General features: G+C 49.1%; 11 protein-coding genes. 9 read left to right on the top strand and 2 right to left on the bottom strand.

Annotated features, from left to right (window positions below):
• Positions 1 to 373: 373 nt before the first annotated feature.
• On the bottom strand, positions 374 to 2,242 hold the full coding sequence (locus tag BLP55_RS00280) for an ABC-F family ATP-binding cassette domain-containing protein (protein WP_091139909.1): 1,869 nt from the start codon (positions 2,240 to 2,242) through the stop codon (positions 374 to 376).
• A gap of 331 nt (positions 2,243 to 2,573) precedes the next feature.
• Here BLP55_RS00280 and BLP55_RS00285 point away from each other — a divergent pair, with 331 nt between their 5' ends.
• From BLP55_RS00285 to BLP55_RS00295, 3 genes are all read left to right on the top strand, one after another.
• Positions 2,574 to 3,011: an Hsp20/alpha crystallin family protein gene (locus tag BLP55_RS00285; protein WP_091139912.1), complete on the top strand. Its 438-nt coding sequence runs from the start codon at positions 2,574 to 2,576 to the stop codon at positions 3,009 to 3,011.
• 112 nt (positions 3,012 to 3,123) lie between these two features.
• Positions 3,124 to 4,266 (top strand): glycosyltransferase family 2 protein, encoded by a 1,143-nt coding sequence (locus BLP55_RS00290; RefSeq protein ID WP_091139915.1) that lies wholly within the window; start codon positions 3,124 to 3,126, stop codon positions 4,264 to 4,266.
• Between the two features lie 98 nt (positions 4,267 to 4,364).
• Positions 4,365 to 5,795 (top strand): dihydrolipoamide acetyltransferase family protein, encoded by a 1,431-nt coding sequence (locus BLP55_RS00295; RefSeq protein WP_091139918.1) that lies wholly within the window; start codon positions 4,365 to 4,367, stop codon positions 5,793 to 5,795.
• Positions 5,796 to 5,810: 15 nt separating this feature from the next.
• Here the strand turns inward: BLP55_RS00295 and BLP55_RS00300 are convergent, their stop codons facing one another.
• Positions 5,811 to 6,839, bottom strand: a complete 1,029-nt coding sequence (locus BLP55_RS00300; protein WP_091139922.1) for a helix-turn-helix transcriptional regulator — start codon at positions 6,837 to 6,839, stop codon at positions 5,811 to 5,813.
• Positions 6,840 to 6,971: 132 nt separating this feature from the next.
• On the opposite strand from BLP55_RS00300, the gene BLP55_RS16670 reads away from it, so the two are divergent.
• The 6 genes from BLP55_RS16670 to BLP55_RS00325 all read left to right on the top strand — a co-directional run bounded on the left by BLP55_RS16670 (position 6,972) and on the right by BLP55_RS00325 (position 13,039).
• Positions 6,972 to 7,313 carry a hypothetical protein gene (locus BLP55_RS16670; RefSeq protein ID WP_139149551.1) on the top strand — a complete coding sequence of 114 codons (342 nt, stop codon included), beginning with the start codon at positions 6,972 to 6,974 and terminating at the stop codon, positions 7,311 to 7,313.
• Positions 7,314 to 7,525: 212 nt separating this feature from the next.
• Positions 7,526 to 7,750: a hypothetical protein gene (locus BLP55_RS17135; RefSeq protein WP_211516796.1), complete on the top strand. Its 225-nt coding sequence runs from the start codon at positions 7,526 to 7,528 to the stop codon at positions 7,748 to 7,750.
• A gap of 21 nt (positions 7,751 to 7,771) precedes the next feature.
• The gene (locus BLP55_RS00310) at positions 7,772 to 8,869 is read left to right on the top strand and encodes a slipin family protein (protein ID WP_091139928.1); all 1,098 of its coding nucleotides are present in this window, start codon (positions 7,772 to 7,774) and stop codon (positions 8,867 to 8,869) included.
• An 85-nt stretch (positions 8,870 to 8,954) separates the two neighbouring features.
• Positions 8,955 to 10,379, top strand: coding sequence for an RtcB family protein (locus tag BLP55_RS00315; RefSeq protein WP_091139932.1), 1,425 nt, complete (start codon positions 8,955 to 8,957; stop codon positions 10,377 to 10,379).
• Positions 10,380 to 10,535: 156 nt separating this feature from the next.
• On the top strand, positions 10,536 to 12,179 hold the full coding sequence (locus BLP55_RS00320; RefSeq protein WP_091139935.1) for a T9SS type A sorting domain-containing protein: 1,644 nt from the start codon (positions 10,536 to 10,538) through the stop codon (positions 12,177 to 12,179).
• Between the two features lie 83 nt (positions 12,180 to 12,262).
• On the top strand, positions 12,263 to 13,039 hold the full coding sequence (locus BLP55_RS00325) for a 3'-5' exonuclease (RefSeq protein ID WP_091139939.1): 777 nt from the start codon (positions 12,263 to 12,265) through the stop codon (positions 13,037 to 13,039).
• Positions 13,040 to 13,044: the final 5 nt, after the last annotated feature.

Genomic DNA, 13,044 nt, shown 5'->3' on the forward strand with positions numbered 1-13,044 from the left:
TTCTTCACTTTGCGATACCTCTGCGATCTTTGTGGTTGAAAACTAGCATTTGCCGCAATTTACCGCAAAGAGCGCAAAGTTTCTCACGAAGCTTATCTTCTTCACTTTACGATACCTCTGCGGACTTTGTGGTTGAAAACTAGCCTTTCATGATTTACCGCAAAGAGCGCAAAGTTTTTCGCAAAGCGCGCAAAGTTACTCACGAAGCTTATCTTCTTCACTTTGCGATACCTCTGCGATCTTTGTGGTTGAAAACTAGCATTTGCCGCAATTTACCGCAAAGAGCGCAAAGTTTTTCGCAAAGCGCGCAAAGTTACTCACGAAGCTTATCTTCTTCACTTTGCGATACCTCTGCGACCTTTGTGGTTGAAAACTAGCCTTCCATTTTTGAACTCAACGCAAACCAACGTTCTTCTTTCGCCTCGATTTTTTGAATCACCGCTTGCAACTCATTCGCCTTCTTCTCAATATCCGCATCGGCAACACCTCCCTCAGCAAACAACTGCTCAATCTGCTTTTTCTCGTATTCCAAATCCTTGATTTCACGTTCGATTTTCTGGAATTCCTTTTGCTCGTTGAACGTCAACCCGTCGGATTTTTGCTGCTGTTTCCAGTTGTTCTTCTCGGTCGACACCGAATTCAATTCCTTTTTGGCAGGCTCGGCCGAATCTTCATACGCCCTAAAATCCGAATAATTCCCCGGAAAATCCTCAATCTCGCCCTGTCCGCGAAACACAAACAAGTGGTCGACGATTTTGTCCATGAAATAACGGTCGTGCGACACCACGATCAAACAACCCGGATAATCCATCAAGAAGTTTTCGAGTACGTTCAAGGTCACGATGTCCAGGTCGTTCGTCGGCTCATCGAGGATCAAAAAGTTCGGATTTTGGATCAAAACGGTACACAAATACAAACGCTTCAACTCGCCACCCGACAGCTTCTCGACATAATCGTGCTGTTTTTTGCGGTCGAACAAAAACCGTTCGAGCAATTGCCCGGCCGATATCGTCCTGCCTTTCATCAGCGGAATGTACTCGCCGAATTCCTTGATCACATCGATGACTTTCTGCCCCGGTTTGGGGTTGATGCCGCTTTGCGTGTAATACCCGATTTTGATCGTGTCGCCTGTGACCACCTTGCCCTGATCGGGCGGAATCACGCCAGTCAGGATATTCAAAAACGTCGATTTTCCCGTGCCGTTTTTCCCGATGACGCCCACACGGTCGCCGCGCTGAAAATCATAACTGAAATTCTGCAAAATCACACGCTCGCCAAATTTCTTGTGCAATTTGTGCATCTCGATGATCTTGCTGCCCATGCGCTCCATGTTGATCTCGAGCTCGACCTGTTGCTCGCGGCGGCGTGAGCGCGCTTTTTCCTGGATCACGTAAAAATCATCCTGACGCGATTTGGATTTGGTCGTACGCGCCTTGGGTTGACGGCGCATCCATTCGAGTTCCTTCACATACAAGTTCTGCGCCTTGTCCAAACTCGCATTTTCAGACGCGATGCGTTGGTCTTTCTTCTCCAGATAATAGGAGTAGTTGCCTTTGTATTGGTACAATTTGCCGTTTTCGAGTTCGATGATTTCGTTGCACACGCGCTCCAAAAAAAACCGGTCGTGCGTGACCATAAACAATGTGATCGGCGCCTTGGCGAAATAATCCTCAAGCCATTCGATCATTTCCAAATCGAGGTGGTTCGTCGGCTCGTCGAGGACCAACAAATCCGGACGGTTGATCAAAATGATCGCGAGCGACAAACGTTTCTTTTGTCCGCCCGACAAATTCTTGACCTTGAGTTTCAAATCCTCGAGCTTTAACTTGAATAAAATCTGCTTGAATTGCGTCTCGAAATCCCACGCGTTAAAACGGTCCATGTTGTCGAACGCCTTTTGGTAAGCTTCTTCATCCTCGGGGTTTTCGAGCGCCGTTTCATACGCCTCGATTACCTTCAAAACCTCGTTGTCCGATGCAAAAATCGATTCCTCGATCGTCAGTTCGTCCTGCAAATTCGGCACCTGCGACAAAAACGCCATCTTAATGTCCTTGCGTACCACAACCTGTCCGGTATCGGGCTGGTCGAGCCCGTTCAAAATGTTCATGATGGTCGTCTTGCCCGTCCCGTTCTTGGCGATAAACGCAATTTTCTGGTCCTTATTGATGCCAAACGAAAGGTTGTCGAACAGCGTGCGCTCGCCGTAGGATTTGGAGATGTTTTCTACAGATAGGTAATTCATGCGGCAAAAGTAGGGTTATTAGTCGAAAGTCAAAAGTCATAAAGTCATAAAGGCGTTGTCGATCGGGGCGCGCCGGCGGTCGAACATTCGTTTTCTAAACCAGTCTGTTGGCCGCCGTCGGGCTATCCGCTTTATCTTTTGCTTTGTAAACGCCGCAAAAGGATGCCGCTGCTATCCCTCGCGCACACTACTGTACTGTCAAAAATACAGGGTAAAATGTCAATTTGTCTTTTGAATCCTGTCGATTTGTACGATTTTTTTATTTGGTACAAATCTTGAAAAACCGATGCCGTAATGTTTAATCAAAGTTTAACTTTAAAATTTATTAAAAATGAACTTAGTCAAGCGTAACAACAGTAATTCGAATTTCTTTCCTTCGATCATGGAAGAATTATTCCGACCGGATTGGATGGGCGGCAGTCAAAATCTGAACACAATCAGCGTTCCGCCGGTCAACATCCGTGAAACCGATACTTCGTTTGAAGTAGAACTCTCGGCCCCGGGAAAGAGCAAGGACGATTTCAACATCGAGGTAGAAAACGAGCTGCTGACCATTTCTTCCGAATACAAATCGGAAAGTACGACCGAGGAAGGCAAATTCACCCGACGCGAATTTTCGTATTCGTCGTTCCGCCGCTCGTTTACTTTGCCCGAAACGGTTAAAGACGACGACATTAAAGCCAATTATGAAAACGGCATCCTCAAGATCAGCTTGCCGAAACGCGAAGAGGCGTTACCCAAACCCAAGCGACTCATCGAGATTATGTAATTGTTCCAAAAAACAATGTAAGCGTCCTAGAAAGGGCGCTTTTTTGTTTACGGTTTACGTTTAAAGTTGGCGCGGCGTTGAACTTTACATTTTAAACTTTTACATTTGCAAGATGCAATTGTCCGTCGTCATCCTCAATTACAACGTCCGATTTTTTCTCGAACAATGTGTCGAATCGGTCCAAAAGGCCATCCAAAACCTCGATGCAGAAATCATCGTCGTCGACAACAATTCCCCCGACGACAGCTGCCCGATGATCAAAGCAATGTTTCCCAATGTTGTTTTGATCGAAAACAAAGAGAATTCGGGGTTCCCAAAAGGCAACAACATCGGCGTGGCGCGCGCCAAAGGAAAATACATTTGCATCCTCAATCCCGATACCGTCGTGGCCGAAGATACGTTCGAAAAAGTCCTGGCCTTCGCCGAATCCAAAAAAGATTTGGGCATCGTAGGCTGCAAACTCATCGACGGCACGGGGCATTTTTTACCCGAATCCAAACGCGGCATCCCGACGCCGTGGGTCGCGTTCACCAAAGTCACGGGCTTGTACAAATTATCAGATGCGTTCGGCAAATATTACGCATCGCATTTGCAGGAAAACCAAACCGGAAAAGTCGAAATCCTTGTAGGTGCGTTCATGGTCATGACACGTGAAACCTACACGTCAGTCGGCGGATTTGACGAAGATTGCTTTATGTACAGCGACGACATCGATTTGAGTTACATGGTATTGAAAACCGGCAAATCCAATTACTATTTTCACGAAACATCCGTCATCCATTACAAAGGCGAAAGCACCGTGCGCGACGGGTTGTATATGAAACGCTTTCGCGAGGCGATGGATTTTTTTTACCGCAAGCACTTTCGCGTCAACTTTTTGTTTGATGTTTTCATGCAAACGGGCGCGTTTGTTTTCACGTTGGCCAAGAAGAACAAAGTGGTCGAAGCCAAGCGCGTCGCGCAATACCGTTTGGTTTCGGACGATGAAACGCTTTTGGCCAAAATAGCATCCGTCACTGGTAAAAACATCGATTTTCAGGCCGAGACCGCACAGGAAGAAACGACGCTGCTTTCGAATACCGAAATGATTTTTGACGCAGACCATCTGACTTTCAGGCAGATAATTTCGCGGATGGAGATGCTCAAAGAAAAAGGGATGACGTTTAAGATAGCGCACAAAAAATCGGGTTTTCTCATCGGCAGCAATTCGAGTAACGACAGGGGCGAAGTCATTTTATTGACAGATTATCGGTAACGGGCGCCTGTTGGTCTAAAATGTGTACGACAACGATTGAAACCGAATAAATTTTTATTAATTTCGCAGACATAAATACCCAATCTTAGGTTTACGACATGGCAAGATACGAACTCAAGCTCCCGAAAATGGGGGAAAGCGTTGCAGAAGCGACCATCACCAACTGGTTAAAGAACGTGGGCGACACCATCGAAGCCGATGAAGCCGTCCTCGAAATCGCCACCGACAAGGTCGACAGCGAAGTGCCTAGCGAAGTATCGGGAACACTTGTCGAGCAATTGTTCCAAAAGGACGATCTGGTCCAGGTGGGCCAAACCATCGCCATCATCGAAACCGAAGCAGGAAGTGTTGCCGCCGCACCAATCGCCGCCGTAGAAGCTGCTCCAGCCGCTGCTCCCGTTCAGGACGCGCCCGCTGAAGTGGTTGCCGCCGCACAGGAAATTCAGAAAACGGTCGAATCGGCGCAGCAATATGTAGCCGCTCCAGCCGCCGCGCCAACCCGTGAAGAATACCACAATTCCGATAAATTCTACTCGCCGCTGGTCAAAAACATCGCCAAGGAAGAAGGTGTTTCGATGGCCGAACTCGATGCCATTCAAGGCACCGGGGCCGAAGGGCGTGTGACCAAGAACGATATTTTGGACTATGTCGAAAAACGCAAATCGGGCCAGGTGGCTCCAGCCGCTACTCCAGTAGCCCAGGCTCCTGCCGAAGCGCCTGTCGTGACATCGGCGCCAGCCCCGGTCCAAAGTCAAGAGCAGCCTGCGGCGCCAAAAGCCGAACCAGCCGCGCCAAAAGCAATGCCGGTTTCGGTCAACGGACAAGACGAAATCGTCGAAATGGACCGTATGCGCAAGCTCATTTCGCAATACATGGTGCAATCGGTACAAACCTCGGCGCACGTGCAGTCGTTCATCGAAGTCGACGTCACTGCGATTTGGGATTGGCGCGAAAAGAACAAAAATGCATTCGAAAAACGCGAAGGCGAAAAGCTTACGTTCACGCCGATCTTCATGGAACTCATCGCGAAAGCGTTGAAGGATTTCCCGCTCATGAACATCTCGGTCGAAGGCGATTACATCATCAAAAAGAAAAACATCAACCTCGGGATGGCAGCCGCTTTGCCGAACGGTAACCTGATCGTGCCGGTCATCAAGAACGCCGACCAACTCAACCTGCTCGGGATGGCCAAAGCCGTCAATGATTTGGGCAACCGCGCCAAAGCGGGCAAACTCAAACCAGACGATACGCAAGGCGGAACGTATACGGTAACCAACGTCGGCACGTTCGGCTCTGTGTTTGGTACGCCAATCATCAACCAGCCGCAAGTGGGCATCCTCGCGCTCGGTGCCATCCGTAAAGTGCCTGCCGTAATCGAAACGCCAGAAGGTGACTTCATCGGCATCCGCAAAAAAATGTTCCTGTCGCACAGTTACGACCACCGTGTTGTCGATGGCGCGTTGGGCGGAAGCTTTGTGAAACGCGTCGCGGAATATATGGAGGCGTTTGATGAGAACCGGACCTTCTAAAAAATAAAAAGCCTCCTATTTTGGGAGGCTTTTTTCTTCTGTATATTGCGCAGCCGCTTTGGCCGTACGTTTCTTAATCCAACCCACCAACTGCCGCGGCCCCAAAACTTTCACGCATTCGCCAAAACCCAGGATTTCCTTTTCCAATTCAAAATTGAGCACCACATCTATGCGGATGATAATGCCATTTTCATCCTGCTTTAATAGCGTCTGCGAATGGTGCAGCGGCTTGGTCAATACATAGGGCGCATTCTGTTTGTCGAATTGTAAAATCACCTTGTGCGCGCGGTCGCGTTCCGATTTGGTTACGCCAAGCAGGTCGTCAAAATACCGTTCGAAATCTACCCCGTCATATTCGACAAAAATGTCCTTCTGTAACTGGTGAAAGCCAACGATTCGGTCCAAAGCCAACGTCAACAGCATGCCTTTTTGTGGCTTGGCGAGCAAAAACCAGCGGTTTCGGTACTCCTTTAGTAAATACGGAAAGTAAATTTGCTGCCGCGACTGCAATGCCTTGAACGACTGGTATTCGATCAGCAATGGAATCTTGTTCAAAATTGCCTGGTACAACGGATTGATGTGCTCCAAACCCTTGAGCCTCGTGTTGCCTTCAAACTGGATGTAATTCTTTTTCTTGTCGCTTGATTTGTATAAGTTGTTCTCGAGCTTGGCGATCATGTCGCTCATCTCGTCAAAATAGCTAAAGCCGTTGAGGTGTTTCAAAACGCTCACGATTTCCTTCATCTTCTCCATATCGGCGGTATTGATCGGCGAATTGGTGATCGAAAAATCCTTGTCTTCATAACTGTAAAACTTGCGATCGACAATCACGATAGGCGCGTTGTAGCCGAGCTTGTCGCTGCGCATCATCTGAATGTCGCCTTGCACGGTGCGCTTGCTCACGCCGCTCGAAATCCCCTCGTATTCATACAGCGCGTCCGAAACCTTCTCCATCAAATCCTCGAGCGTCCATTTCCGGAAACGGTTCTTGAGGCAGTTGTCGATTGTTTTGTAGCGGATCAGTGCGAGTTTGTTGGTAGCCATAATGTTTGTTTTTTGGGCGTGCCACCGCAAAAAGCTGGTGCGTTTTGCTGCTGTCGTGCTATCGGCTGCACGCGGTGCTTGCCTCTATCACTCACGCGGTCGTGAAATCCAAAATCCACCAAAACTTGATGTTTGGATCTTTTCAAATGTAACAAAAATCCATTTTACTGCGCAATCTATTTGCGCACTTCAAGTCAATCTCAAGGAAATAAGAAATATTTTTCTGTCGGAGGTATTGTAAATAAAGGCTTGGCTAAAATAATTGCAATTTTATTTTTACTGCGCAAAACTGCTGCGCACTTACCCGTGCATCTTTGCCTTGTCAGGATAAGACAAACGTTCATTGCCATATCAAAAATATCAGCCCGGTCTCGTTGCGTGTTTCAAAAGGCACCATTGCGACATACTTTGCCAAAGGTATCAAGTCTTGTCGTGCAACCAGCTGGAGGTTTTTTGGGGATTTTTTCCAAATAAAAGTGTCCACCAATCTATGGGTCGCGGGTTCGAATCCCGCTTTCGGGCAACCGGAATAGTTCAGTTAGGTTAGAACAATAGAAACCATGAAGGTTCGAATCCTTCCCGCATTCGTGCGGATGCTCAATGGCTGGAGCCCTACATTTTGGATGTAGTCGGAGGCGCTCGACTCCTAAAACAGAGTACCGTTAGAAGACCAACTGTCTTTGCCCGTGCAAAAGTTGCCTGCAACCAAGCGCAACCGGGTAAAGGCCAGCAACCGGAATCCCGGCGCTGCACGATCGGATGCTTCGACCAACAAACGTAATCCTTTTGGAATTAAAGGCGTTGGAACAACCATTCGAAAACAACAAAGCCGACTTCGGTTTCCGCCCGCACAAGGTGGCAAAGGCAGAGCGTTTTCTTTAAATCAAACAACAATAAAAAATAAAAAATAACAATAACTAATAACTAAGGTCATGATACAAAACATCAAAATCAAAGCACACCAAGCCGGATTGGTTTTCAAGAACGGCAGCTTGGTACGGGTAATCGACCAAGGCAAACACTGGACATGGGGATCAGAAAGCGTCATTGTTTTTGACAAAACACAACCGTTCCAAAGTCCGATCGAGCTCAATATTTTGTTGGCCAATGCAGATTTCGCCAGCAGGGTACAAGTGGTCAATGTGTCCGACAACGAGCTTGTGTTCCAATACGTCAATGGCAACTTCAGTGAAGTTTTGACGGCCGGCCGATACGTTTTCTGGAAAGATGTCATGGCATACCAATTTGTTACCGCCGATTTGTCGGACATCAACATAGCCGACAACATTCCGAAGACCTTGCTGGAATTCCAGAAAGTTCGCGCGTTCACAAGGCGATTCAACATCGCCGCCAACGAAACCGGCCTGTTGTTCGTCGATGGCAAGTTCACGAGACAACTCGCCGCCGGAACCTGGCAATTCTGGAACAACAGCACCACGATCGAGGTCAAGACCGCCGATTTGCGCAAGCAACAACTTGAAATCACAGGCCAGGAATTGCTGACCAAAGACAAGGCCGCGCTCAGGATCAGCTTCTACGTTTGGTTTACCGTCGTAGATTTCGTCAAAGCCATCACGCAAAACAAGGACTACGAAAAACAATTGTACGTCCTCATGCAATTGGCCCTGCGTGAAAGCACGGGCGCGCTCGCGCTCGACGAATTGTTGTCCAAAAAAGAGTCGCTTGGCAAGGAAATTCTCGAGGGAACCGTCGCAAAAGCCAAAGCGATGGGCATCGAATTGTCTGAAGCCGGCATCCGCGACGTCATCTTGCCGGGCGACATGAAGGACATCATGAACCAGGTGTTGGTTGCCGAAAAGAAGGCGCAGGCCAACAGCATCATGCGGCGTGAGGAAACGGCGTCTACCCGAAGCTTGCTCAACACGGCCAAGTTGATGGAAGACAACGCCATGCTTTTCAAATTGAAAGAAATGGAATACGTCGAGAAAATTGCCGAGAAAATCAACACGATCTCGGTGTCGGGCAGCGGCCAATTGGTCGACCAGCTCAAACAAATATTTGTCAAATAGAAAGGAATAGCGCGCCCTGTCGATATCGGATGTTCGGCAGGGCAGGCGAAAGCCGGCTATTCTTAAAAATAACTACATTTAAGATATGAACACAATGATTACAGGAACCGATTTGTTAACAGTCGGATACCAGCAAAACGAAATATTAGGCATCGCCTTACAATTGGCCAATTCAAATTTTCTTGAATTGTCAACCCAAGAAACGATCGCGCTATTCAAAAAAGTCAAAGCGTATCCTGAGAATTTCCTCGACGATGAAATCTTGGGAAGTATGGCCACGGCGATGATCGAAGCGGCCAACGCGCCCAAGGACGAAACCATTCCGTTGAACGAAAAAGCGAAAGATTATGTCGTTTATGGTGCCGAGCACATCGAGCAAGGCGCCAAAAACCAAATGGACATCGCGATGAAATTGCCCGTTACGGTTGCCGGCGCGTTAATGCCCGATGCGCACCAAGGCTACGGCCTGCCGATTGGCGGCGTATTGGCAACCAAAAACGCCATCATTCCTTATGGAGTGGGCGTCGACATCGGTTGCAGGATGGCGTTGTCGGTTTTTGACATTCCGGCAGAACATTTTGAGATGAACCGTGCCAAATACCAACGCGAATTGATCGCGCACACCAAGTTCGGCGCTGGCCACGGTTTCCACGGACAATACAAAGCCAATCACGCGGTCTTGGACCGAAGCGAATTCAACCTGTCGCCGTTTGTCAAGCATTTGCAAGACAAGGCTTGGTCGCAGCTTGGGACTTCGGGTGGCGGAAACCATTTCGTCGAATTCGGGATCATTGAATTCGAACAGAAAGACGAGATACTGAACATCGAGAAAGGAAAGTATGTGGCGCTTTTGACGCACTCGGGTTCGCGCGGATTCGGTGCTACAATCGCCGGACATTACACCAAATTGGCCAAAGAGAAAACCAAATTGCCGAGGGAAGCCGCGAACTTGGCCTACCTCGACTTGAATTCGCAACAAGGCCAGGAGTATTGGATTGCGATGAATCTAGCCGGCGATTATGCCTCGGCGTGTCATGAAGTCATCCACAACAAACTGACCAAGGCGGTGGGTGCGCAATTGCTCGCCAAAGTCGAGAACCACCACAATTTTGCCTGGAAGGAAATCTGGAACGGGCAGGAAGTCGTTGTACACCGAAAGGGTGCTACACCAGCCGGAAAAGGCGTGATGGGAATCATTCCCGGATCGATGACCGCGCCCGGATTCTTGGTTCGCGGAAAAGGCGACGAAGGAGCGATCAACTCGGCATCGCATGGTGCAGGTCGTCAAATGAGTCGAACGCAGGCGATCAAAACCATCACCAAAAACGAGATGCGAGACGTGTTGAAAGACCATGGCGTGACACTTATTGGTGCCGGAAAAGACGAGGCGCCTATGGCTTACAAAGACATCAATCTTGTGATGGAATCGCAAAAGGAGTTGGTGGATGTGGTCGCGAAGTTTACGCCCAAACTGGTGAGGATGGCCGACGACGGAAGCCGCGAAGACTAATCGACTTGAACAAACGATAAAGCCGCTCTGAAAAGAGGGGCTTTTTTTGTGCCGACGGTGGTCCATCCACCATTCATCGGATACTTTTGTCACACATCGTCAAAATTATTTCAAACCAATTTATCGGATTAATTTCCCTGTCTTATTTCGGTCACAATGAAAAGGATAGGGGTATTCTTGGGGGCATTGTCGTTCTTTGGAACGCAAATCAACGCGCAAACACTTTTTTCAGACACCATGTTCGGGCAAAACGGATTGGTGAGTTGTTCGTTCGGTACGCAAAACCACAATTTGCGCCGTGTCGCGATCCAGCCCGACGGCAAGATCGTGGCGTGCGGCGAGTACATTTTCCGCGCGCCGGGCAGTGTGCAGAATACCGTGGAAATAGCGCTCTCGCGCGTACATCCCGACGGCAGTTTCGACCACAGCTTTGGCGTCGATGGCAAAAAGCGCATCCCATTTTTGGCCAACGAAGAAATGTCGCCCGTGGCGGTCAAGATCCTCGACAACGGCAAAATCCTGCTGTTGTGCTACAAACGCTATGAGCCCAACGTGTTCTTGACGCATACCGCGCTTGTACGGCTCCATCCCGATGGCAGTCCCGACGCGAGTTTTGGCATAAACGGCATACTCGACATCGATCCTGCGGCTTCGAGCATGGCCACAGGTCTGGAAATACAACCCGACGGCAAAATACTCGTCGGCGGATACACCGGAAGCCTGCAGGTGCACGACTTGGCGGTTTACCGCTTGCACCCCGACGGTACGCCCGATCTTACTTTTGGCGCGAACGGACTTTTTTCGATCAATTGGGGGCGCGATACGAATCCGTTCGAGGAAACCTATGATGAAATCGATGTGCTCAAGTTGGCGCCAGACGGGTCTATTTTTGCCGCAGGCGACGTGACCCAAACCGAGCCCGATGCGCAACCCACGAGCAAATTTGTGGTCGTCAAGTTAACGCCCGATGGTGCTTTGGATACCTCGTTCGGGTCGGATGGCAGGGTGATGACCCAATTTGCCGACGACGGCACGGGACATATTTTACGCAGCCTGGAGATCGGTGCAAACCAAACGGTGACCATCACAGGAATGACCACCAGCGCGAACGACTACTATTATGGTGTGGCCACGGCGCGCTATTTATCGGATGGTACGCCAGACGCCGCCTATGGCAACCAAGGAGTAACTTTTTTCGACAACGGGATGACCTATCCCAAATTTGCGGTGTTCAATTCGGTGGCGCGCGAAGACGGAAAACTCCTGATGGTAGGCGTCGGAAACAACCAAGACACGCCGCTTTCGGGTGGGCAATCGACCACCCATTCGATCCTGTTGCAACTCAACCACGACGGTACGGTAGATGAGTCTTTTGCGTCCAACGGGCTGTACTGGCCTGTTTTGCCGGGAATCAATAACGAGGTGGCTACATGGGATTTTGCAGTGCAACCTGATGGGGAATTGGTCATCGGCGGACGTTACAAAGACATCGACAACAAAAACAAAATCGGACTTTGGCGCTTGCAATCCACGGCGCTCGGAAGCAAGTCGTTTGTACAGGGCGGTTTTTCGGCCACCCCGAATCCGTTTGTAGACCACATCGACATTCGTTCTGGTTGGGGTCGAAACATGTCGGCCGAATTGTTCGATCTTTCCGGTCGAAAAGTGGCGGCCATTTCCCAGTCGGTTGCACTTGATGGAGAAACTTTGCGATTGCCCGTCGAATCGCTGCCAAAAGGAACTTATTTGCTGCGGATTTCGGACGAAAACCAGCAGTACGTTTTCAAAATGGTGAAGTAGTTTGAAAGATTATGACGTAAGGTTTGGCCGTAGATTTCTTTTTACGGCGAATTAGCCTACCTTTGTCTTTCTAACGGCATATCATGGAACTCAAACTCAACAAACCCATCTGTTTTTTCGATCTCGAAACCACAGGCATCGATATTTCTAAGGACCGTATCGTCGAGATTTCGATCCTTAAGGTTTTCCCCAACGGCAACAAAGAGAGCAAGACCTGGCTCGTGAATCCCGAAATGCCGATTCCCGAAACCGCGACGGCCGTTCACGGCATCAGCAACGAAAAAGTGGCCGGCGAACCCACGTTCAAGGAACTGGCGACGAACGTTTACAACATGATCAAGGACGCCGATTTGGCTGGTTTCAATTCGGATCGTTTCGACATTCCGCTGTTGGCCGAGGAATTGTTGCGCGCGGGCGTCGATTTTGACATGAAGAGCCGCGTTTCGGTAGATGTACAGACGATTTTTCACAAGATGGAAGAACGTACACTGGGTGCCGCGCTCAAGTTTTACTGCGGCAAGTCGCTCGACAACGCGCATTCGGCCGAAGCCGATACGATGGCGACTTATGAAATTTTGAAGGCGCAGCTCGACCGTTATCCCGATCTAGAGAACGACATGAAGGCGTTGTCTGAATTCACGACGCGCAAGAAATCGGTCGATTTTGCAGGATTCATCGCCTATGACAAAGACGGTGTGGAAATATTTACGTTCGGCAAACACAAGGGCGCCAAGGTAGAAACCGTACTCGAAACCGAACCGGGTTATTTTGGTTGGATCCAGAACGCCGACTTTCCGTTGTATACCAAGAAGGTGTTGACGGCGATCAAATTGCGCAAATTGAACAATAAATTTTCTTAGAACGA

It is taken from the genome of Flavobacterium caeni, assembly GCF_900101895.1.
In the GTDB taxonomy this organism is placed as follows: Bacteria; Bacteroidota; Bacteroidia; order Flavobacteriales; family Flavobacteriaceae; genus Flavobacterium; species Flavobacterium caeni.